We start from the raw sequence: 21,883 nt of genomic DNA on the forward strand, positions 1-21,883 counted from the left end.
AGTGAGCACGACCGCCGAAAAGCTTGCCGATCTACACGAGCGGCTCGAGCTCGCCAAAGAGCCCGCGGGCGAGAAGGGCATCGCGAAGCGGGCGCACAAGGGCATTCCCAGTGCCCGCGACCGGATCAACCAGCTGCTCGATCCCGGCACCTTCGTCGAGATCGGCGCGCTGGTGCGCAAGCCCGGCGACGCGAACGCGCTCTACGGTGACGGTGTCGTCATCGGCCACGGCAAGATCGAGGGTCGCCCGGTGGCGGTGTTCTCCCACGATCAGACCGTGTACGGCGGTTCGGTCGGTGAGGCATTCGGTCGCAAGCTGTGCGGCTTGATGCAGTACGCGTCCAAGGTCGGCATCCCGATGGTCGGCATCAACGATTCCGGTGGCGCGCGTGTGCAGGAAGCGATCAGCTCGCTGGCCTGGTACGCCTGGATGGCGACCAATCTCGAGCCGCTGTCGGGCATGGTTCCGCTGGTGTCGGTGATCCTCGGTAACTGCGCCGGTGGCGCGGTGTACGAGCCGATCTGCACCGATGTGGTGGTCGCCACCGAGTCCGCGCACATGTTCGTCACCGGTCCGAAGATCATCAAAGAGGTCACCGGCGAGGACGTGAGCCTCGAGGAGCTCGGCGGCGCGCGCACGCAGGCCCAGTACGGCAACATCCACCACGTCGCCAAGGACGAGGAAGCGGCCTTCACCTGGGTGCGCGAGTACCTGGGCTACATGCCGAGCAGCTGCCAGGAACTGCCGCCGGTGGTGAACCCCGGTCTCGAGCCGGAGATCACCGACTCCGACCGCGAACTGAACACGTTCATGCCCGATTCCGACAACGCCGGCTACGACATGTACGAGATTCTGCTGCGCATCTTCGACGACGGTGAGTTCAAGGAGATCAGCGCCGAGACCGGCCAGAACATCATCACCGGTTTCGCCCGTATCGACGGACGCACCGTCGGTGTCGTCGCCAACCAGCCGCTGTCCGCGGCAGGCGCCCTCGACGCCCGCGCCTCCGACAAAGCCTCACACTTCGTCCGCCTGTGCGACGCCTTCGAGATCCCGCTGATCTTCGTCGTCGACACCCCCGGCTTCCTCCCCGGCGTCGAACAGGAAAAGGTCGGCGTCATCAAGCGCGGCGGCCGCTTCCTGTTCTCCTACGTCGAGGCCTCGGTCCCCAAGATCACCCTGGTGGTCCGCAAGTCCTACGGCGGCGGCTACGCGGTGATGGGCTCCAAGCAGCTCGGCGCCGACATCAACCTCGCCTGGCCCACCGCCCGCATCGCCGTCATGGGCGCCGAGGGCGCCGTCAGCCTCCTCGGCGCCGCCCAGATCGCCGCGGCCCCCGAAGACCAGCGCGCCGCGATCCGCCAAAACCTGATCGATTTCTACAACGCCAACGTCGCCACCCCCTGGGTAGCAGCCGAACGCGGCTTCATCGACGCCATCATCGAACCGGCCACCACCCGCCTCGAACTCCGCCGAGCGTTGAAGTTGCTCCAGGACAAGAAGATCCAGCGCAACCCGCGCAAGCACCACGTCCTGCCACTGTAAGCCCGAACCCCCGAACGGGCCGCCACGGAAACTTCCGAGGCGGCCCGTTTTATGCCGAGCTGGATAATGAGGGCATGGGCAGCTGGTCGGATGGCAATCGTGCCGCTGAGCGTGAAGCGGACGCAGACCTAGAAGCAGGCAGGTACCGCACGTTCGACGATGCCGAGTCATTTCTCGCCGACCTCGCTGCAATGACGGCGGAGTCAAAGATTGCAGCGCCTGAGCTGCCCATGACGACCGGGGAGTTCGAAGAACGTGCCCGCGTTGCCGGTTATGGCTCGGAGAGCGTTCGGCTGGAGTACGTCGAGGGGAAGTCGGCCGCGAAAGGGGTGCCGGACGGCGACCATGCCTGCGTGCTCGAATGGCTGATGCGCGCCTTGCTTGTGCTTCGGCCCGAACTGTGGCTCTTTCCGGAACGCGGCTTGAAGATCGACTCCTACCGCACTGGCCGAGCACGCCCAGACGGCACATTAGCGCCGACTGGAGTATTCGCAGGTCAGTCGGAGTGGGCTGACCCTGCTCCGGTCCTGATGGTCGTCGAGGTAACCTCCCACGACCAAGACACCGACCGCCGCGACCGCTGCGAAAAGCCCCGCGCCTACGCCCGAACCGGCATCCCGATCTATCTCTTGATCGACCGCGAAAAGGGCTGCGTCGTAGTCCGCAGCAACCCCGTCAACGGCGAATACGAACGAATCCTGATCCAGCCCTTCGGCGCCGAAGTCCCCATCCCGAACCCGGTAGGCATCACCCTCGACACCGAACCTCTGAAGGCCTGGGTGTCCTGAGCTCAGATCTTGCCGAGGTCGATCTCCAACGGGAAAGGCGCCGACGCCGTGACCACTCCCGTGAACATGTCACCTGTCCGGTATGACCCGGTCGCGGGGTCGAGGATGTAGGTGTAGATCAGCGGGACACCGGTCGCGGCCTGCTCGACTCGCCAGTAGAAGGCGATGCCTGCTCTGGCGTACTGATCCAGCTTCACGATCCCGTCGGTGGTCTCCGACCCGGGCGAGACAACCTCTACGACCATCAGCACGTGTTCCGGTCGTGTTGGCGTGAGGTCGATGGTGTCGGCGCGGTAGACGACCACATCGGGGCGCCGATTGGTGAGTGGAACATCCTGAAGCCGGACGTCGAAGTCGGTGTCGGCGTTCCAGCCCGGTCCGGCCGCCGCATCCAACGCGTTTGCCAGAATCCGACCCAGCCGGTTGTGCCGCTTGGACGCACTGGGGCGAACAACGACCATCCCGTCCACGATCTCGATGCCCGCGCACTGCTCACCGGACCAGGTGTCGTACTCCGCTGCTGTGATCTGCTCGTGCATCTCAGCGGGTCGGTCGAACTCGTTGCGCCATGGTGTTGATCCGGGTGTGGAGTCGGCGGGTGATTTCGTCGGTGGGGCCGGGGATGACGGTGAAGTTCTCGGCGTCGTGGTGTTGCATCAGGTAGCGGCCATCGTTTGGGTAGTCCAACCATTGGAACGCGACGCCGTCATCGGTGGGGCGGGCGTCGATCTCGAAGCCGGGGTAGACGGTGATCGCGCCGGTGCCGATTCGGGGGCGGTTGAGGAAGCGCTGAACCTTTTCGATGGGGGACAGCCTGGTCGGGTGGCGGGCGTGCACTGCGGTGTCGAGGTCGCCGCGCCTGCCTTCGAAGCGAGGTTCGGTACCACCGGTACATCGGGGGAGTGCGGTGACGATCTCCGCCGCTACCGAACCGGCCGGATAGCGGCCGATCGCGATGTCGCCACCACCACGGCTATCGCGATCGGAATGCTGAACTGCCACAACAGCTTCCGTGCCGACGATGCCTGCGTGGATGCCTACCATCTGTTTCTGCCCTGGCCCGTGAAATCCCAGAACCTCTACTCGCACCTGCGGTTCCAGCAGGATTTCCAGCGTGCGATGCAGAGAATCGTCGTATATCTGCTGTAACCGTTGCGCGCTTTCCGCGCGCCTGCGGGCGTATTCGTCGGCGGTTTCCGGGAACTTGGCACGGTAGCGCAAGGGGTAGGGGAGCCGGTCGCGATCGTTCGCCTCGACAGCGATATTGAACGCGAGACTATTGAGCTGCCAGCGCATTTCGTGGCTCATGCGCCGATGACACCACCCGGCGGCAGCGTCGGTGGGAGTTGGCCGATGAGTTCGGACTCGCGATCCTGGATCAAGTAGTCGGGGATCTTGTGTTCGCTCTCGTCGTCCTTCCCGCCGCCGCGTCCGCCGCCGCCCATCATGCCGGGCATGCCGGACATGCCACGCCCACCGGCACCAGCACCCTTGCCCGCTGAAGCTGCCGCGGGCATCCCCGCCGACGGCGAACCGGGCACACCACGACCGGCGACCGGCGCCTGCGCTGCCCCGCCCGCTCCCGGTGAACCGCCACCAGGTGATCCGCCACCGCCCGGAGCACCGCTGCCAGGTGTTCCGGCACCGGGTGCGGCCGTCGGACTCTGCGGGGTCGAGGCCGGTTCGGTGCTGGGAGTGGCGGTGGGTGTTGTTGCTGTAGGCGATGTTTCGTCACCTGACGAATCATCTGTAGACGAATCATCTTCGGGGGTGTCAGTTGTCGGGTTGGTCGACTGCGGAGTTGTTGCCGCAGGAGAACTCTGATCGCCACCGGGAGTGGAGCCGTTGGAGTTACCGTTGGTCGAGCCCCCACGGGACCCGTCACCGTTGTTGTTGTCGCCACCGGGAACATTCCCGTCGCCCAGCGGGTTCTTCGGCACGGCGAGCACCGGAGTCTTCTCGTCGGCGACCACAGCCTGCGGTTTGTACACGCGTTCCAGGATTTCCTGCGCGGCACGTTCGGCTTCGTCGGCCTGGTACTGATCGGACTTGAGAAAATCGCTGCCAGGAATCTTGGCGAGCAGCACTTCGTCCCAGGGAACCTCGTAGGGTTCGGGGATCGCCATCTTCGCCTGCGCCAGCGCGCCCTGCATCAGGTCGATTCCGTTGCCGACCATCTGAAACGTCGTCGGCAGCTTCTGCGCTTCACTGGAGTAGGTGCGCACTCCGTCGATCGCGGCGTTGGCCGTGGTGCCGTCCCAGCCGTCCCTGATCGCGGTGTCGATGCGGGTATTGAATTGGGTCACGGCATTCGTCATGCCGGTCACGAGGCGTCGCCAACCATCGGCGCCGGCATTGATCTCTCCAGCGTCGACACCAGGTTGAGAACCACTGCCGTTCAACGCATCCCAGATCTGCTGGTGTGAAAGGGCGGAAAATCCATCCAATTTGCCGGTCAGCACGGGTTTGGCAAAGCTGCCGTCGAAACCCGTCTCGAGCCGGCCGCGTTCGGACAGGATGGTCGAACGGTCACCTGCCCATGCGCTATTCGCGGCGACACCGAGCTCGCCACGAGCCTTGGCCTCTTCATACGCGGTGCTGTAACTGTTGTGGATCTGGCGGCCCAACTCGGCAACGGCGCCGATTGCGGCGATGGCAAGCAGTGGTGCGGGCATCAGATTCCCTCCCCGGTCGCGGCGATACCAGCGGCGTTCTGCTGGTCGACGGCTTGGAACTTGCCGATTGCGGCGGCGAAGGTGTCGCGCATAAGTTGGGCGATCTCGACGTGCGAGGCGAGGCGTTTGTCGGCCGAATCGTTCGGGTCGTCCCCGCTACCTGTGACAGCTTTTGCTTCGAACTTCTGTTTCAGGAGGATGGCTGTGTCGAGGCCGCCCCAACCTGAGAGATGCTCGAGATCCTTCGTATCGTCCTTCAGTAGCTGTAGCTCTTTTACGTACTGCTCGCAGGCGGCCCGCAAGGACTCACCGAGTCCTTCTTCCATCCGAAAGTTGCCAGCCACGGCCTGCTGCTTCAAGTTCCGCCAATATGTGGCTTGGTCTGACATGTTGCCCGCCCCCTACTTCGGAAGGTGCGGCGCGAGGTTCGCCGCGTACTTTGCTGCCATATCGCACACGTCGCCGATGCGCGGCCCCTCATTGCTGATCCAGGACACGCGTACCTCGAACATGCCTTGCTCCGCGGCGAACGCTACGAAGCAGCCGTCTGGGTCGTTCTTCTCCCGGAAGGTCAGGCCTGGTCTGCCGACAACCATGGTGTCCTGTACGTCGACGATGTCCTCCTTGACCCGCGCGTCGTCGAGCGTGTGGCTGGTGGAGAAGACTCCAATTTTTCGAAGCCCGACTCCATACCGATCGTCGGCCGGTTGCCAGTTGCACACACGCCAGGCCGACGGCCCGGTCGGAGGATCAGTCAACGTCCGCTTCGTAGCCGGGTCGAGTCCTGAACTGGCCAGTGCCTCATCCTCCAATTGACTACAAACATTGAACACAACGATCGAGTCCAAATCCCGAGTAGTCGGCTGCGCAGACCCCTTCTCCGCACCCCCACCGCACCCGCTGACCGCAGCCACAACCACACCAGCGCCAACGGCCGCCCGCATCACATCAGCGCCTCGCACAACACTCCCCGCTCGTCGAAACCATCTCACTAGCTTTGGACGCACGAGAGGCCCGATCGGTTCCATCGAATCCGTCTCCGAATCCTGACCCCTGCTCGAGTCGACACCCTACCGTCGCATACCCGCGGGTGTACGACGTCACCCCACCCGTCTGGTGACCTGGATCACAAAGTGGAACCGATCGGCCCGCGGGGACGTCCAACACCATGCATCCGATGGTTGGTTGCATACAGGATTCAGCCATGCAATCCTCGGCGGAATCAACTGTCGGCGGGAGCGCCGCGAGCGGAGGAGGTATTCGATGGCAGACAAGTTTCAGGTCAATCCGGACGAAGTAGACAGCTTTTCGAAGCGCTTACAGACGTTGGCAGAGGGAAATGCGAGCGCTACGGCCTACATCGACAAGTGGGTGGTGGCAGACAATACGGTTTGGGGCGATGGTGGTCTGATCCGTGTCGGTCTCGGTGCCATCAGTGCGGCATACGAGAAACTCAAGCCGAACTACGAGGCCATCGGCAAACTGTCCGCAGACGCGGCAACCGAACTGACCAAGGTCGCCCAAGTCTATCGGACAACAGACAAGGCGCGCGCCGAAGAACTCGATCGCATCTACCCGGGAGGGAAATAATGGCAGGCACTCCTGTGGAGAAGCTCGCTGAGCCCTCACCCGAAGACCCGATGAATGACAAATTCGAGTTCATCGTGACCTCTAATGAGATTTCCCCGACCTATTGGGCATGTACGTGGTGCAAGAATGTCTTCGGTGCAGATCCGGTAGAATGGCTTTCGCAGAAAATATCCGGCGACTGGGAGGCGTTGCAGAAAGCGGGAATAGCGGTTGAGAATCTCGCTGCGTACAATTCCAGCTTCGCCGACGAGGTCAAGAGTGCGGCAGCGGCAGTTGATCCGAGTTGGGATGGAAACGCGGCGTCGAGTGCTCAGGAATATTTTTCAGGATTATCTACGGCGATCGCAGCCCAGGTGGAATCCTTGAACGATATCGCAGACGAAATAAAGAATTTCGCGAATGCTGCTTACTACGGCGCTAAGACACTCGGCGACGGTGTGCAGAGCGTACTGGATCTCGGTGCCATGGCTATTATCGAATTGGCAGCGGCAAAACTTGCCGGCGTCACGGGTGTGGGCATTGTCGCCACCGCCGCACTGGTGGCAGCCGCCACTTTGACCACGCTGAGGGCGATTGCCGCGTTCAATCTTCTGGTTCAGAAGTTGTCTGGCCTCTATATCGCATTGGAGGGTAGCGCTGCGCTGATCTACGCAGGAATAGGTGGCGTACAGTCGGGCGATCTTCCGACGTTGCCGCAGAGTTCCTACGACCATCTGGGAGCCTGACGATGAGCACACCAGAGCCTCTGCATGATCTGGCCCGCGGCGATGTCGCAGTGTCACGGCAACTGTCCATCGCACTTCGAACGATCATGAACGGCACTGCGGATCCGGGTCTGAAGAATCAGATTCGAGCAATTCTGGAGGGGCGGAGCAGTGCGCGAGACCTGATGCACAGCGATGCCTTCAATTTGATACTTGATCAGACCCTGCCTGCGGCCATGCAACAATTCGCTGATATGCCCGAGGAGGAGCGGCAACGGCTCGCTGCACAGGGAGAGGCCCAACTGGAGCAACTACGCAACCAGCCGGCCGAACAGTCCCCACCAACGCAACCATACACAGCGGCGACGCCGGAAAGCTCCTCGCCAACGGCAGGCACCGTGCACGCGGGAACACGCAAGCCCAACCGCGATCGGATCGTCACCCCAGACGAACCAGATGAGGATGACGACTACTTCCGGGATCGCCGAGAGAACGGTTGGCTCCGGTGAGCGAGCGGAAAGAAGTGCTGTTCGAGACGGTGGTTGACCCGGATTGGGTCCCCATTCTCACGACTGCGCCGCTGGAACTGATTCTGGTCGAGCCCCTGCCCGACGTGTGCAGCGAACATGGTCTACCAGCTGTCGAAAGCCGTTCCTTCATAGTGAATTCCCACGGACCCGGATCGCAGATGCCGACGATCCGGGAGTTCTTCCGGTATGTGCAGCTACCGTGGCGGCAGCCGGTGCAGTCTGTGCCGGTAGCCCGGCTTCGGTTCGAATGTCCGGCGTGCGAATACTGCGTGTATGAGGTCAGGCGCTACCGCCGAATTGCTTTGTCGGCGCTACTGATCGTGACATTGTCGCTCGTCGCCCTCGCGGTCGCGATACTCGCACACATCGAGTGGCTGTACATACCCCTGGGCTTCTTAGCCGTACCCGGCTGCTTTCCCATCGCGATGATCGCGGGGATGCTCGCGTGGTCGAAGTCCGGCTATTTCGCGGATGTGTGGCTGGCAGACGACACTAACCACCTGATCGTGTCAGCCGACCCCGACTTCGCCGCGAACTTCGCCAACAGCGAGGACTGACAGCCCTGGCGTACCCCGGCTGTACTGAACCGTATCAAGGCGTCAGCACCGCCGAATCCGGTTCTGCCCCGAGCTATTCCGTACGCATGAGGTCACTCGGCTCGGGTGAGGTTCCGCAGCAGGTGGTCGTTGCCCCGACATCAGGACGACGGTCCCATCGCATATCGGCGGGGCGAATCGGTCAGCTGCACAACAACCTTGGTGAGATCGATGTCGCCGGTGTGCTCGCGGATTACCCATCACCGCGGGTAGTTCGGGTTCGCGCTGTACCCGGCGTGCGGTTGGTTCTGGGCGTGCGGCGGCGCATAAGTGGGTGCGCCGTACCCGGGAGGTCCCTGTGGCCACTGGCCCTGGGCTTGCGGCGACCCATACGGGGCGGGTGCGGCCTGTGGCCACTGGCCCTGCGCCTGTGGCAGCCCGTTAGGGGCGGGCGGCGGGCCGCCGACGGGCGGGTAACCCTGCGGTGCGGCAGCGTTGCGGCGAGCCCGGCGCGACCGGAGGTTGCTCCGTAGCCAGAACGCGGAGCCGATGCTCATCACCGCGCCGCCGCCGATCAGCAGCCACCCGGTGCGCTTGTTCTGGGCTTCCTGCTCGGCGGCGTCGCGCTCCACCGATGAGCCCTTGCTGGTCGTCACACAGATCTGGCCCGCCGACATGGCCTTGCCGTCGCAGTCGGCGCCGCTGTTGAGTGTGGCGATTCCGCCGAAAACCAAGAAGGCGCCCATTACTACGCCCAGCACTGAATAGACGAGGTCTTTCACGTGTTCCCCCAAGAACTTTGATGAGTCAGGGCACAATACCGCGCGCCCTGTGGCCGGTCGAATCCAGCTTTGATCAGCGACGATCTGGCGGCATTGCGCCGTGAGTTTCATCTCCGGGCCGTCTTTCCAAGGTATATCGGTGACTTGCCGGGCGGGTACAGGGTGTACTACCCCAAGCAGGGTCGGTGCTTGCCCGAACCTGGCGGCAGATGGTCCACCACCCCTGCGGCAGATGGTCCACCACCCCTGCGGCAGATGGTCCACTACCCACGCGGCAGATGGTACATTGTGCTCTGTTTTGTAGTTGAGAATCCCCAGGAAATGTCACCTATGAGATGGGTTTATGTCTAGATGACATCACGCATGCCGCACTCGCCTCTCGGTCGCATCATTTCCCGTCGGGCCGGCCACGCAATCGAGGAGGCACTGTCTGATACACGTGTCGTTCTGGTCATCGGCGCGCGGCAGAGCGGCAAGTCCACGTTGGTTGCCGACCTTGGTCGCTCACTCGGCGCCAGGTGGCTCAGCCTCGACGATCCGCAGACGCGTAAGGCGGCCGAGTTCGATCTGTCGGGCTTTGTCAGGCAGAGTCGCCCGCTGATCATCGACGAGGTGCAACGCGTCCCTGAGCTGCTGTTGTCCATCAAGGCGGCTGTCGATGAGGACGGTCGACCGGGGCACTTCCTCCTGACTGGATCGGCGCGGGTCATGGGACTACGTTCGGTCCCCGACACACTTCCCGGCCGGATGGAAACAATCGAGCTGTGGCCGTTGTCGCAAGGCGAGATAGACGGTGGCACAGATTCATTCGTCGACCGCGCCTTCATTGGAGAAGGTATTCTTGGCGCTTACCATCAATCGGGTGAGTCGCGTGCCGGCTATATGGAGCGGCTGTCGCGTGGCGGGTTTCCAGAAGCGGTAGCGCGGAACGGGAAGCGGCGAGCGCAGTTCTTCGCTTCCTATATCGCCGACTTGATCAACCGCGATGTCATGCAGCTCGCCGAGATACAGCGTGCGCCGGAGATGCGTGCGCTGGTCAAACTGCTTGCGGCCCGCTCAGGTCAGCTGCTGCAGCTGCGGACGATCGGCACCGAACTCGGGTTGTCGCATCAGACCGTTCAACGGTATGTAGGCCTGCTTGAGGAAGTCTTTGTCGTCAAGCGGATTCCGCCGTGGTCGCGCAATCTGACGACTCGTGCCGTCGCGACGCCGAAAGTAATGATCGTGGACTCGGGTATCGCAGCCCATCAGTGCGGAATGTCCACCCAAACGCTGAGCAAACCTGGTCCTCACGCGGGCGGTTTGCTCGAGAATTTCGTTGTTTCGGAGATCGCCCGCCAGCTCAGCTGGTCTGAGGAGGATGTCGAAATGTTCCACCTTCGAACCCGAGATCAGGTCGAGGTCGACATAGTCCTCGAGAACCGACGCGGCCAGGTCGTCGCAATCGAGGTGAAGGCTGCCGATACGGTCTCTGGCGACGACTTCCGTGGGCTGCGCTATCTCCACGACCGACTCGGCGACGACCTGCTCGCAGGCGTCGTCCTCTACACGGGAACGCAGACGCTGCCCTTCGGTCCGAAGTTTCGCGCAATGCCGATCGCCGCGCTCTGGGAGATGTGAAATCGGGCCGCCACCGGTGAATACGGTGGCGGCCCGAATCGCTACGTCGAAGGATTAAGCGACAGAAGCGGATTCGATGATGACGTCGTCGACGGGGACGTCCTGGTGGGGGCCCGCGCTGCCGGTGGAGACGGCGGCGATCTTGTCGACTACCTCGGTGCCGTCGGTGACCTTGCCGAAGACGGCGTAGCCCCAGCCCTGGCCCTGGGGGGCGGTGTGGTTGAGGAAGGCGTTGTCGGAGATGTTGATGAAGAACTGGGCGGTGGCCGAGTGGGGGTCGTTGGTGCGGGCCATCGCGACGGTGTACTTGTCGTTCTTCAGGCCGTTGGTGGCCTCGTTCTGGATCGGCGCCTGCGTCGGCTTCTGCTTCAGGCCGGGCTCGAAGCCGCCGCCCTGCACCATGAAACCGGGGATGACGCGGTGGAACACGGTGCCGGCGTAATGGCCCGAGTTCACGTAGTTCACGAAGTTGGCGACCGTGTTCGGCGCGGCCTGGTCGTCCAACTCGAGCACGATCGGTCCGTAATTGGTTTCGAGATTCACCTTGGTCATGGAGTCGAGTCTAGGGTGACCGGCTGTGCATCCCTACAGCTGCTCGGTGGTCGGAGTGCCGTGCGGACAGCGTCGACAACGGAACTGCTGGTGATGGAGCTCAGCTCGCCAGGGCCGAGAGTTGTCCGGTATCGCCACCGAGTAGATGGCGGGCGCGTACCAAATGATCTGCGGCTGCGATGATTCGGTCATAGCGAGTTGTGGTGTCGGGGATTCCATAGTGCTCGGCGAACCAGCGGGCGACTTCGGTCCACGAGTACAGCGCGTAACCGTCACCGCTCATCGGCGCGGGAAAGCCTCCGGGCCCGCGGTCACCATTAGCGAGACGGCGAACGCTCTCGTAGGTTCGGGTGGTTCTCGCTGCGATCGTTTTGAGTGTCACCAGGTTCTCGGTCCGTACGCCGACCACAGCGAAACCAGCGACCTCGGCCTGGCCCACTGCGCTTATGATCGCCGACGCGAGCGACTCGTCATCGCGGTGCAGGTGTAGTACGGGGGCGGTGCGTGGGCCGAACTCGGGAGTTGAGTCGTCGAGCCCCGCTTCGAAGAGCGCGTCGAGTTCGTCGTCGGTGGGCGTGTGATCGAGCACCAGTGTGAATTCATGGCGACTCATGGCGATTCCTTCCTCTCTGTGTGCCCGCGCGCGAACCGGCGGATGGCGTCGGCGTTGTCCTCGGGTACGCGCGGGGTCGACCAGATGGCAATCGTGTCACCGGTTGCCAGGTGGCGCACGAAGCCCCAACGGTGTCCACGGTGTATTTCTTCGACCTCGAAATGCTCGAGGTCGAGCGCTGAGAGAGCCGTGTTGATCGCCTTTTTCGGGTGCCGCCCCCTGCTGACCATGTGGTGTGACTATACACCAGTGGTGCATAGTCACACCAGGAAAATTCCCGGCTCGGCGTGCAACCCCTCGCGAGTACCTGGGGGCAGATAGCATGTCGAACCGTGCCAGACGCCGCAACAGCTGTTCTCACCAAGCCTCCTGCCGAACCGGTGGCCACTGCGAAGGACTTCCGGATCGCGCGATGGATCGCGATGGTCGCCGGGATTCTCGGTGCCCTGTTCGCGGTGGCCACGCCGTTTTTGCCGGTCACGCAGACGACCGCGCAGCTGAACTGGCCGCAGAACGGCTCGCTCGCGAATGTGGCTGCACCACTGATGTCGCAGGTGCCGATCGATCTGAATGTGTCGATTCCGTGTAGTGCCGTGTCGTCGCTGCCCGAGCAGGGCGGCATGTTGCTGGCGACCGCGCCCCCGCAGGGCGATCGCGCGGCCTTGGAGGCGCTGTTCGTGCGCGTTTCCGGCACCTCGGTCGATGTGGTGGATCGCAACGCGGTGGTCGCCTCGGCGGACCGGTCGGCGATGGACGGGTGTTCGGCGATCGTCATCAGTTCCGATCAGAACCGCACGACCGCGGAGTTCGCGGGGCTGACCAAGCAGGTCGAGCGGCCGATCGCCGGTCAGCCGGGTGCGGTGGAAACCGTGCAGGTGCCCGTGCAGGGGCAGCTCGCCGGTGACCTGCGGCCGCAGATCGTTGGCGTGTTCACCGATCTGAAGGGTGAGGTGCCGCAGGGCCTTTCGCTGACCTCGACGATCGACACCCGTTTCTCGTCGAGCCCGTCGCTGATCAAGCTGGTCGCGATCATCGCGGCCGTGCTGTGCACGCTGCTGGCGCTCGCCGCGCTCGGCCGTCTCGACGGCAGTGACGGGCGCGGGCACCGCCGATTCCTGCCGCGCAACTGGCTCAAGCCGACCTGGGCCGACGGTGCGGTGGTCGGCACGCTGCTGGTCTGGCATTTCGTCGGCGCCAATACCTCCGACGACGGCTATATCCTGTCGATGGTGCGCGTGGCCCCCGACGCGGGCTATACAGCCAACTACTTCCGCTGGTACGGCGTCCCCGAGGCCCCGTTCGGCTGGTACTACTACGTCATCCAGGTGTTCGCGGAGATCTCCACGGCCAGCCCGTGGGTGCGCGTGCCCGCGCTGATCTGCGCGATCCTGTGCTGGATGGTGATCAGCCGCGAGGTGGTGCCGCGCCTCGGCAATGCCGTGAAGCGCTCTCAGGTGGCGCTGTGGACCGGTGGCCTGGTGTTCCTGGCGTTCTGGCTGCCGTTCGACAACGGCCTGCGCTCGGAGCCGATCGTCGCCCTCGGCGCGCTGCTCACCTGGGTTTCCATCGAACGTGCCATCGCCACCGGCCGCCTGCTGCCCGCGGGCATCGCGGTGCTGATCGCGGCCTTCACCCTCGCCGCCGCGCCCACCGGCTTGATGTGTGTGGCCGCGCTGCTGGCCGGTATCCGGCCGCTGGTGCGGATCATCGTGCGCCGTCATCGCGAGTTCGGCACGCTCCCGCTGCTGGCTCCGATCGCGTCGGCGGGCTTGCTCGTGCTCACGGTCGTCTACGGCGACCAGACCTTCGCCGGCATCCAGGAAGCCAACCGGGTCCGTCAGGCCACCGGCCCGAACCTGGCCTGGTACGAGGACTACCTGCGCTACTACTACATGTTCGTCGAGACCGTCGACGGCTCGCTGGCTCGCCGTTTCGCGTTCCTGGTGATGCTGCTGTGCCTGTTCACGACGCTGCTGGTGCTGCTGCGCCGCCGTCAGGTGCCGGGAATCGCGTCGGGTCCGACCTGGCGGCTGATGGGGATCGTCTTCGGCACGATCTTCTTCATGATGTTCAACCCCACCAAGTGGACCCACCACTTCGGTGCCTACGCGGGCATCGCGGGTGGGCTCGCGGCGGTGACCGCGGTGGCGGTGTCGCAGAGCGCGCTGCGTTCACGCAAGAACCGGGCGATCTTCCTGGCCGGCTTGCTGTTCGTGCTCGCGCTGTCGTTCTCCGGCATCAACGGCTACTGGTACGTGTCCAGCTACGGCGTGCCGTGGTTCGACAAGACCATCTCGCTGCGCGGCATCCACTCGAACACAGTCATGCTCGTCCTGTTCGGCCTGGCCTTGGCGCTGGTCGGCTGGTACGCGCTGCGCGAGGACTATGTGAAGCCGGTGCCGTCGGCGAAAACGAAGCGCGGCAACAGGATTCGCAAGTTCGCTGCCATCCCGCTGACCATTGTGGTCGGGCTGATGGTGCTGTTCGAGGTGGCATCGCTGGTCAAGGGCGCGACCCAGCAGTACCCCGGCTACTCGCTCGGCCGCTCCAATATCGACGCGCTGAGCGACAACTCGTGTGGCCTGGCCAACGACGTGCTGGTCGAATCCGACCCGAACGGTGGCAGGCTCGACCCGATCGTCGACCCGGCCCGTCCGTTCACCGACCCCAACGACCCCCTGGCGGGCACCGGCTCGGTCGGGTTCACCCCCAACGGCGTGCCGGGCGACCTGTCGGCCGACGCGGTCGAGGTGAAGCCGGGCACCGGCAACACCAGCAACCAGTCGGTCGGCGCGGCCTTCGCCGAAGGCGAGAGCGCGGGCACCGGCGGTGGTGAGGGCGCACGCGGCGTGAACGGCTCGACCGTGGCGCTGCCGTTCGGCCTCGATCCGGCTCAGACCCCGATTCTCGGCTCCTACCAGGAGGGCGTGCAGCAGCCCGCCCACCTGGAATCGGCCTGGTACGGTCTGCCCGCCCGCTCGGACGACTCGCCGCTGGTCGTGATCAGCGCGGCCGGTCGCATCGCCTCCAAGGACGACTCCGGTTCCGACAAGTACGGCCAGGCGCTGTTCGTCGAATACGGCACCCGTAACCCGGATGGCAGCGTCACCACGCTCGGCGCCTACCAGCCGCGCGATATCGGCCCCGCGCCGTCGTGGCGCAACCTGCGCGTGCCGCTGGCCGACCTCCCGAACGAGGTGAACGCGGTGCGCGTGGTGGTCAACGATCCGATCCTGATCGGCGATCAGTGGCTGGCGTTCACCCCACCGCGGGTGCCCGAGTTGCAGAGCCTCGACACGTTCATCGGCCGCGACCAGCCGGTGCTGCTGGACTGGGCCGTCGGCCTGCAGTTCCCGTGCCAGCGTCCGTTCGCGCACCGCAACGGCGTGGCCGAAGTGCCGAACTACCGGATCCTGCCGGACCGTCCGCTGGCGATCTCGTCGACCGACACCTGGCAGGCGCAGGAGTTCGGTGGTCCGCTCGGCATGTCGCAGATGCTGGCTGCCCGCGTCACCATCCCGACCTACCTGAAGGACGACTGGGCCCGCGACTGGGGCTCGCTGGAACGCTACGACCAGTACGCGCAGGCCACGCCCGCCGAGCTCGTGACCGGCACCACACCGCGCAACGGCCTGTGGAGCCCCGGACCACTGCGGGTCTTCTAGCCACGGAAGTCTTGAAGTTCTCGGCCGCCTCGATCTGGACTGACCGAAGGGTGCGACGAAGGAGTACCCGTAGGGAGGGAAGATCGAGGCCTCAGGGCCGAGAATCCGCGGCGCCAGCCGCCAAAAATAAAGGCGCGGATCACGTAACGTGGTCCGCGCCTTTTCGGTCGTATGGGGGACAGGGGTCAGACGTTGAGCATGCGACGGTTCAGGTCGCGGCGTAATACCTCTTGTGAAGGCAGTCTTTCCAGTACCCGCATGACGGCCGGTCGTAGTTCTTGTTTCTCGTCGTTGCTGAGCAACTCGACGAGATCTCGTAGATCCATGTCATCGAAGGCTCCTGTCATACCCACCAGCGTACGTGCTCAAACGTGCAGGCACAGGACCTTTACGCTGTCATTTACAGGTGCTTCACCTTATCGAAACCCTAACGGGCACTGAGTGTTTCGTATGTGACATGCACCAGTGCCTGGTCACTGCCCTTGCGCTGCCAGTGTCTGTAACGCACGTCACTGTGCCCGAATTGCCGGTTCCTTCGCTCGACCCGACTGATCGATCACCGTCACCTCGATCTCGGCGGGCGCAGCGGGCTGATACGGCGTGAACCGCTCCAGCGAGCCCCAGTCGCGGCCGAGATCATGGTCGAGATAGGTGGGCACAGTCTCGGCCTTCAGAAGCAGATTTGTCCACCCGAGCGGGCCGCCGCCGATGTCGTCCTGCCAGGCGTTGGACGCGTCCGAACCGACCCGGTCGGGCAGGATGCGCCACCGCGGAGCCTCGGCGACGCCGTCGTGGTGCTCGAGCGGGCGCTGGCAGGGGAACGCGAGGCCGACGTGCCAGTCCAGCAGCACCGGATCGGTCCGGCCGACCACCGAGTCCAGGGTGGACAGTTTCGGCAGGCGCGGCGGGGTGACCGCGAGCCACTGCTTACCGGTGATGTCGTTGTCGGTGGCGACCAGGCGCACCGCGTTCACACCGACGGGCAGCTGATCGATCGGCACGCGCAGGTTGCGCCACGACGGGGCGGGCCCGATATCCATCGGCGCGACCGAACCGGTCATCGCGACGGAGCCGTCGGCGGCGCGGGTGCCGTATTCCAGGCGCAGATCCTGGCCGTAGTGCACGACGCCGTCGGTGTCGACGTAGCGGATCCGCCCGGCCGCGGTGACCACGAGGGCCTGATAGGCGGGATCGTCGCGCACGCTGTCGCTGAGGTCGACGCGGTACCACTGCGAGGTCAGCTTCGCCTGCTGCTGCACGCCGTCCTGGAAGGAGCCGAGGACCGGGGTGCGGGCGGGGTCGAGGCCGAACGGGAGGGCGACGGTGCTGCCGTTGATTCCGGGTTCGGCGCTGGTGCCACCGCCGGTGCCAGCACCGGTGGTCTTGGTGGTCTTGTTGGCGGAATCGGTGTCGACCGAGTTGGCGCCGCCGAGCACGGTTTCGTCGGCATCGGCGGTGAGGTCGTCGGCTACGCCGTCCGCAGTGAAGCCGGTGGATTCGGCGTTCAGTCCGTCGGCGGGGTCGCCAGTGTAGGGGGTGAGCAGCGAATCGGCCGTATTCGATTCCACCAGCACGTCATTGGCGAGGCCGCACGTATTGCCTTGCAGCGCATTGATATTCGACTTCGCGATGGAGTAGGCGGGGTACTGGGTGATGGCACCCTTGGCCATCGAGGCCACCTCGAACAGGACCAGCAGTGCCGCCGCGATGGTCAGCGGCATGGTCGCGAAGCGGTCGAAACGTCCTGTGTCGGAGGGGGTTCGGTAGGGGGCGCGCAGGTGGAAATACAGCGCGACGAGCAGGGCGAGGATGCTCAGTCCGAGGAACACCGTCGATACGCCCTTGCCGGCCACCATCGGCGCCTTGTCCCAGAACGGCACGCCGTAGCTGGACACGTACCACCAGCCGTTGGAGCCGGTGAAGGTCATCGCGAGCAGGAACAGGACAGCCGCCGCGAACAGCGAGCGATTGCGTGGAGCGCGAATTCCGTTGGTGCCGACCGCCACCGCGGCCAAGGCCGCCAGCGAACCCGCCAGGCCCGCGTAGACACCGAAGTGATGGGTCCACTTGGTCGGCGTCCACATCATCAGCAGCAGTGCGGCGAAGACGATGCCGAGGATGCGCACCGATGGCCCGCGTGCGGTGCCGGGGATGCGGCCCTTGCGCAAGACCTGCAGGATGCAGACGAGCAGGCACAGCAGCATCACCAGGACGCCGAACCGGCGGGCCAGTGAGCCGTCGGGGGAGAGCATGAACAGGGAGTCCCAGCGGGTGCGTTCGTCGAACCAGGCGACGTTCGGGCCGACGAGCGTGCGGACTCGGGTGGCTTCCATGACGGTGGCCAGCGTCTGATCGGCGAACACGATGATGAGCACCAGCGTGCCCGCCGCGACACCGGGGGCAAGCAATGCGGCGTAACGGAAGATCTTGGTGCCCAGCGAGAGCCGATTCGCTGAGCCTGTCGCCTTGCCGGGGCTTGCCGAGCTGCTCGAGTCAGCCGCGTCGTCCGTCTTCGCGGCACTGCCGGCGCTGGTCGCGTCGGTCGACGGCTGGTCGTCTGCGGCGTCGAACTCACTGTCGGCGGCGATCCGGCGCGGTCGCAGACCTTGCGCGCGTTTGATGATGATCTGCATGACCGGCCGGGTGCCCGCGATCAGGGCGGCGATACAGATCAGGCCGGTCGGGCCCGCCGCCAGCGAGAACGCGGCGACCAGGATCGCCAAGGCGGCGGGCAGCAGTCGTGCGGTGGCGATGGCGCGTTCGATGAGGCACCAGGTGAGCAGGGCACCTGCCGCGATCAGCGGTTCGGGGCGAAGGCCGTTGTCGTAGGGGAGCCAGAAGGCCAGGAACACCAGGCCGGCTGTCCACAGCGCCACCTTGTCGCGGCGCACGCGAGCACCCAAGCGGGGCAGCACTTCCCGGCTGATCACCGCCCAGCAGACCAGTCCGGCGGCAAGCGCGGGCAGGCGCATCCACGGGCTGGCGTCGGAGACCTTCGTCATCCAGGCGAGCAGTTCGTAGGACCAGCCGAACGGTGCCTCCGGCACGCCGAACCAGCGGTAGTAATTGGCCATGTAGCCCGACGGGCCCGACGCGCGCGCCATAGTGAGGATGTAGCCGTCGTCGGAGGTGTTGGCGCCGATCACATGCCAGCCGAGCAGCGTTACGACCACCACCACGTCGGTCGGGGTGATCCGCCACCAGTGCCGGGGCAGGAAGCGGCGGGCACGGCGGCCGTCGGCGGTGTCGAGCAGGTGCAGCGCGATCAGCGCGAGGAGGGTGAAGACCGCGGCGCCGATCATCGCCGCCAGTTTCAGCGTCGTCGGCGTCGAGGTGAAGCGGGAGTCGATATCGGCGTGCAGCCGGGCGCCGGTGAGTACCGCCGCGTCGAGGTCGGTGTAGACGCCGACGATCTGTGGGCGCTTGTCGACGGTGACGGTGTTGCGGAACGGGGTGCCGTCCTGGCGCGCCGCCCCGACGAACTCGACGGTCGTCGCCTCGATGGTCGAGACGACGCTGATCCGCTCACACTCGCCGATCTCCGCGATCGGCGCCGACAGCATCGGCACATCGCGCGCCTGCACACCGACCACGCCGTCGCGCACGGTGACGCTCAGCCCGCGGTCGGCTTTGCCGGAGGCGGTCGGAATCGTCGTCAACAGGGTGGTCGTGGTCGGGTTCTCCGCGCCGGGACCGGGCAGCCCACTCAGCATCGTGCACGGCAGCTGCGCATCGAGACGCTGCGGCACATACGACACCAGCGGTGCCTCGACGCTGGTCGCGCCCGTTTGCGGCCAGTCCAGGCTCGCGCGGTCCTGGCGCACCGGCAACAGCGGTGCGAGCAGGGCAAGCACGAACCCGAGCAGCCCACAGACAAGGGCGATCAGGCGGTATCGGGAGAACGCTCGTTCAGATCGGTCCGGTCGCACGGGGACTGATGCTAACCATCGAACCTGTGCGCCGGTTGGCGCCGCTCCTAATGGGCGCAGCCGCGACAGGCGTTCCTCAGCGGCGCACGCCTCACCCTGTGCGGCGGGCGGCCCAGTCGAGCTGGGATCTGGCCCAGTCGGGGATCTCGGCGTCGGGGCGAGGGAAGGCGGCGAATTCGGCGGCGAGGTCGTCGGCCGAGACCTCCGGCATCCAGTCCGCGATGGCGACGGTGGAGTAGTTGGTCTTGTACCGGGTGGGGCCCGCGATGAAGATCTCGGCGCTGAGCCAGGCGCCGGTGTCCGGGTTGTAGGACATGCGCTTGTGATCGGCGAGGTATTCGAGCACCTCGGTGGGCGGCATCAGGTTGGTGACCGTTCCGTCGCGCTCTTTGATCTGCACTCCGGCGACGGTCTGCTCGCCGACCTGCAGTGACCACAGGAGTGCGAATTTCTGGCCCGGCGCGAGCAGGGCGATGGTGGCGTCGATGACCACCCGCTCTATCTCGCCGAGCGATCCGAGCTGCTCGCGCGGCTCCGGGTCACGACCCTGGCGTTGCGGGCGGGTCAAGAGAAGGTCGATCCGCTCCGGTCGGCTGAGCGTCATAGCTATACCTCTGCATCCGTACCGATCAGCGCTACCAAACCTGATTTCGGTCGGCCGAGCTTCCAACATTTCGCAGCGTTCTCGCCCCGCGACACCGACCGCGCGGTTTGTTGACACTGACCGGACATATTGTGGTCTATCGCTGTCCCGCACACCAGTGGCTACCGGGTGTCGATCGACACACGTGTCAGTTACGCCGCCGATGCGCGCAGCGCGAACCAGCCGTCGCGTGGGTCGGCGAAGCCGTGATAAATCAACGGTATGCGCTGGTCGATCTCGAAATGCCGGTAGACGGCCTCCATCGCCTGACGGATCGCGTGCGCCTGGAAATCGTCGATCCGGCGCACCCCGATCCGGCGCTCGGGCAGCATCGCCAGCCGGATCAGTTCGGCCGGATCGTCCACGTCGAGCCCCCACGGCGCCGGTTCTTCGATGAGATGGTCGTGCAGCACCTCCCGCGCGACCGGCGGATCGTGGCGCGGCCCGGAGAACGCGATCTGCTGGGCGCGCGCGAGCCCACGCGTGTCCAGCGGGGTGCGCACGGCCTGGATCAGGTCGATCAGCTCGGTGTCGCGGGTGGGTTGGGGTATTCGCCCGGCGACCGGCGCCTGTTCGAGCAGGTGCATCATCTGCCCGCCAAGTACCAGCGGCTCGGGTACCAGGAAAACGCTGATGCTCGGGCAGGTGCAGTTCAGGCCGGTGAGGCACACCCTCGTGTGCAACGGATCGGACATACGTCCTCCTCCGGTAGCGGGTCGCCGGGACCCGTGACGTGCAGGATCTGATTCCAACGCCAGCCGCCGGGGGGGGGGGGGGGGGGGGGGGGGGGTTGTGTGATCCGCCGGCGGCGACCGTGCCGCACCCGTCAGTGTAGTGCCGTCGAGCGGGATGAACACCGGGTTCCGGCACGGATCGGACACGATCCCCATCGTCTTGCCCAGCAGCGCGCATCCAAGCGGATACGCGCGTGGCGGCACAGTTCACGGATAGCAACTGGACATCAACACCATGGCTTGACCGCGCTATCCTTACTTTGTCACCTAGGTAAGGAGATCGACATGGACGCGCTGGCTCGGATGACATCCAAGGGGCAGCTCACAGTCCCCAAGGCGGTACGCGAGGCGTTGGAGTTACATACAGGCGACAACGTTCATTTCCGGGTGGAGGGCAACGTTGTCGTGCTCGCCAAAACACCCGACCTGCTCGACCTCGCCGGTAGTGTGCCGGTCCCGCCGCAGGTTCGAGGTCGCTCCTGGGAAGAAATCCAGGAAACCGCCTGGACGCAGCAGTGGCGGGAGGATCAGGAGGGGTGACTGTCTACTTGGATACCAACATCCTGGTCCGGCATTTCACGCAGGATCCGCCCGAGATGGGAAGGCGTGCGACCGCCATTCTCGGGCGATCCGAGGAGTTTTACCTGCCGGACTTGATCGTGGCGGAAACGGTATACGTGCTGCAGAGCGTCTACCGGGTGCCAAGACCCGAGGTGGCCGCATTGACGCGGGCAATCATCGGCTCCCGCAATATCTCTACCGACGACCCTGCCGTACTGATCAGGGCTGTCGAAGTGTACGAGCATCATCGGCTGTCGTTCGCCGATGCTTACCTTGTCGCTCTCGCTGAGGCTGATCCCGATTCATCAATCGGGTCGTTCGACAAGGGAATCAGCAAGGTGGGGACAGCACGACGTATCGAGCCAGGAGAAGACGGGGCTTTTCCCTTGGCCACCGAGGATGATTCGTGATAGCC

22 protein-coding genes are annotated in these 21,883 nt (G+C 64.8%); 10 read left to right on the forward strand and 12 right to left on the reverse strand.

Annotated features, from left to right (window positions below; translation table 11 throughout):
• Position 1: 1 nt before the first annotated feature.
• Together ACTWPB_RS00770 and ACTWPB_RS00775 are read left to right on the forward strand one after the other, a co-directional pair.
• The gene (locus ACTWPB_RS00770) at positions 2–1,546 is read left to right on the forward strand and encodes an acyl-CoA carboxylase subunit beta (RefSeq protein WP_446223840.1); all 1,545 of its coding nucleotides are present in this window, start codon (positions 2–4) and stop codon (positions 1,544–1,546) included.
• Between the two features lie 74 nt (positions 1,547–1,620).
• The gene (locus tag ACTWPB_RS00775; RefSeq protein ID WP_446223841.1) at positions 1,621–2,334 is read left to right on the forward strand and encodes a Uma2 family endonuclease; all 714 of its coding nucleotides are present in this window, start codon (positions 1,621–1,623) and stop codon (positions 2,332–2,334) included.
• 2 nt (positions 2,335–2,336) lie between these two features.
• On the opposite strand, the gene ACTWPB_RS00780 is transcribed toward ACTWPB_RS00775, so the two are convergent.
• From ACTWPB_RS00780 to ACTWPB_RS00800, 5 genes are read right to left on the reverse strand one after another with little or no spacing between them, the layout of a single operon-like run.
• The gene (locus ACTWPB_RS00780) at positions 2,337–2,873 is read right to left on the reverse strand and encodes a Uma2 family endonuclease (protein ID WP_446223842.1); all 537 of its coding nucleotides are present in this window, start codon (positions 2,871–2,873) and stop codon (positions 2,337–2,339) included.
• A 1-nt stretch (position 2,874) separates the two neighbouring features.
• Positions 2,875–3,642, reverse strand: a complete 768-nt coding sequence (locus tag ACTWPB_RS00785) for an ESX secretion-associated protein EspG (RefSeq protein WP_446223843.1) — start codon at positions 3,640–3,642, stop codon at positions 2,875–2,877.
• Positions 3,639–5,009, reverse strand: a complete 1,371-nt coding sequence (locus tag ACTWPB_RS00790) for a PPE domain-containing protein (protein ID WP_446223844.1) — start codon at positions 5,007–5,009, stop codon at positions 3,639–3,641. The genes ACTWPB_RS00785 and ACTWPB_RS00790 overlap by 4 nt, the downstream gene beginning before the upstream one ends.
• The gene (locus tag ACTWPB_RS00795; protein WP_446223845.1) at positions 5,009–5,368 is read right to left on the reverse strand and encodes a hypothetical protein; all 360 of its coding nucleotides are present in this window, start codon (positions 5,366–5,368) and stop codon (positions 5,009–5,011) included. Before ACTWPB_RS00795 ends, ACTWPB_RS00790 begins: the two co-directional genes overlap by 1 nt.
• A 42-nt stretch (positions 5,369–5,410) precedes the next feature.
• Entirely contained in the window at positions 5,411–6,037 is a 627-nt protein-coding gene (locus ACTWPB_RS00800; RefSeq protein WP_446223846.1) for a DUF3558 domain-containing protein, read from the reverse strand.
• A gap of 235 nt (positions 6,038–6,272) precedes the next feature.
• On the opposite strand from ACTWPB_RS00800, the gene ACTWPB_RS00805 reads away from it, so the two are divergent.
• From ACTWPB_RS00805 to ACTWPB_RS00820, 4 genes are read left to right on the forward strand one after another with little or no spacing between them, the layout of a single operon-like run.
• Positions 6,273–6,599, forward strand: a complete 327-nt coding sequence (locus ACTWPB_RS00805; RefSeq protein ID WP_446223847.1) for a type VII secretion target — start codon at positions 6,273–6,275, stop codon at positions 6,597–6,599.
• Positions 6,599–7,324, forward strand: a complete 726-nt coding sequence (locus tag ACTWPB_RS00810) for a WXG100 family type VII secretion target (RefSeq protein WP_446223848.1) — start codon at positions 6,599–6,601, stop codon at positions 7,322–7,324. The genes ACTWPB_RS00805 and ACTWPB_RS00810 overlap by 1 nt, the downstream gene beginning before the upstream one ends.
• A gap of 2 nt (positions 7,325–7,326) precedes the next feature.
• The gene (locus tag ACTWPB_RS00815) at positions 7,327–7,812 is read left to right on the forward strand and encodes a hypothetical protein (protein ID WP_446223849.1); all 486 of its coding nucleotides are present in this window, start codon (positions 7,327–7,329) and stop codon (positions 7,810–7,812) included.
• Positions 7,809–8,390 carry a hypothetical protein gene (locus ACTWPB_RS00820; protein ID WP_446223850.1) on the forward strand — a complete coding sequence of 194 codons (582 nt, stop codon included), beginning with the start codon at positions 7,809–7,811 and terminating at the stop codon, positions 8,388–8,390. Before ACTWPB_RS00815 ends, ACTWPB_RS00820 begins: the two co-directional genes overlap by 4 nt.
• A 239-nt stretch (positions 8,391–8,629) precedes the next feature.
• On the opposite strand, the gene ACTWPB_RS00825 is transcribed toward ACTWPB_RS00820, so the two are convergent.
• Complete coding sequence (locus tag ACTWPB_RS00825; RefSeq protein WP_446223851.1) at positions 8,630–9,115, reverse strand: hypothetical protein; 486 nt, start codon at positions 9,113–9,115, stop codon at positions 8,630–8,632.
• A gap of 387 nt (positions 9,116–9,502) precedes the next feature.
• On the opposite strand from ACTWPB_RS00825, the gene ACTWPB_RS00830 reads away from it, so the two are divergent.
• The gene (locus ACTWPB_RS00830; RefSeq protein WP_446223852.1) at positions 9,503–10,771 is read left to right on the forward strand and encodes an ATP-binding protein; all 1,269 of its coding nucleotides are present in this window, start codon (positions 9,503–9,505) and stop codon (positions 10,769–10,771) included.
• A 54-nt stretch (positions 10,772–10,825) separates the two neighbouring features.
• On the opposite strand, the gene ACTWPB_RS00835 is transcribed toward ACTWPB_RS00830, so the two are convergent.
• Positions 10,826–11,323: a peptidylprolyl isomerase gene (locus ACTWPB_RS00835; RefSeq protein ID WP_427904962.1), complete on the reverse strand. Its 498-nt coding sequence runs from the start codon at positions 11,321–11,323 to the stop codon at positions 10,826–10,828.
• A gap of 100 nt (positions 11,324–11,423) precedes the next feature.
• Positions 11,424–11,936 carry a hypothetical protein gene (locus tag ACTWPB_RS00840; RefSeq protein ID WP_446223853.1) on the reverse strand — a complete coding sequence of 171 codons (513 nt, stop codon included), beginning with the start codon at positions 11,934–11,936 and terminating at the stop codon, positions 11,424–11,426.
• Positions 11,937–12,268: 332 nt separating this feature from the next.
• Here ACTWPB_RS00840 and ACTWPB_RS00845 point away from each other — a divergent pair, with 332 nt between their 5' ends.
• Positions 12,269–15,601 carry an arabinosyltransferase domain-containing protein gene (locus ACTWPB_RS00845; RefSeq protein WP_446223854.1) on the forward strand — a complete coding sequence of 1,111 codons (3,333 nt, stop codon included), beginning with the start codon at positions 12,269–12,271 and terminating at the stop codon, positions 15,599–15,601.
• 185 nt (positions 15,602–15,786) lie between these two features.
• Here ACTWPB_RS00845 and ACTWPB_RS00850 read toward each other — a convergent pair whose 3' ends face one another.
• The 4 genes from ACTWPB_RS00850 to ACTWPB_RS00865 form a co-directional block, all read right to left on the reverse strand.
• On the reverse strand, positions 15,787–15,927 hold the full coding sequence (locus ACTWPB_RS00850; RefSeq protein WP_165610232.1) for a hypothetical protein: 141 nt from the start codon (positions 15,925–15,927) through the stop codon (positions 15,787–15,789).
• A gap of 183 nt (positions 15,928–16,110) precedes the next feature.
• Positions 16,111–19,530 carry an arabinosyltransferase domain-containing protein gene (locus ACTWPB_RS00855; RefSeq protein ID WP_446223855.1) on the reverse strand — a complete coding sequence of 1,140 codons (3,420 nt, stop codon included), beginning with the start codon at positions 19,528–19,530 and terminating at the stop codon, positions 16,111–16,113.
• 91 nt (positions 19,531–19,621) lie between these two features.
• Complete coding sequence (locus ACTWPB_RS00860) at positions 19,622–20,134, reverse strand: hypothetical protein (protein WP_446223856.1); 513 nt, start codon at positions 20,132–20,134, stop codon at positions 19,622–19,624.
• Between the two features lie 191 nt (positions 20,135–20,325).
• Complete coding sequence (locus ACTWPB_RS00865; RefSeq protein ID WP_446223857.1) at positions 20,326–20,868, reverse strand: hypothetical protein; 543 nt, start codon at positions 20,866–20,868, stop codon at positions 20,326–20,328.
• A gap of 324 nt (positions 20,869–21,192) precedes the next feature.
• Between ACTWPB_RS00865 and ACTWPB_RS00870 the strand changes: the two genes are divergently transcribed.
• Together ACTWPB_RS00870 and ACTWPB_RS00875 are read left to right on the forward strand one after the other, a co-directional pair.
• A complete protein-coding gene (locus ACTWPB_RS00870; RefSeq protein WP_446223858.1) occupies positions 21,193–21,447 on the forward strand; it encodes an AbrB/MazE/SpoVT family DNA-binding domain-containing protein in 255 nt (84 codons plus the stop codon).
• On the forward strand, positions 21,444–21,878 hold the full coding sequence (locus ACTWPB_RS00875; RefSeq protein WP_446223859.1) for a PIN domain-containing protein: 435 nt from the start codon (positions 21,444–21,446) through the stop codon (positions 21,876–21,878). Before ACTWPB_RS00870 ends, ACTWPB_RS00875 begins: the two co-directional genes overlap by 4 nt.
• Positions 21,879–21,883 lie beyond the last annotated feature (5 nt).

It is taken from the genome of Nocardia sp. IBHARD005 (genome assembly GCF_052814245.1).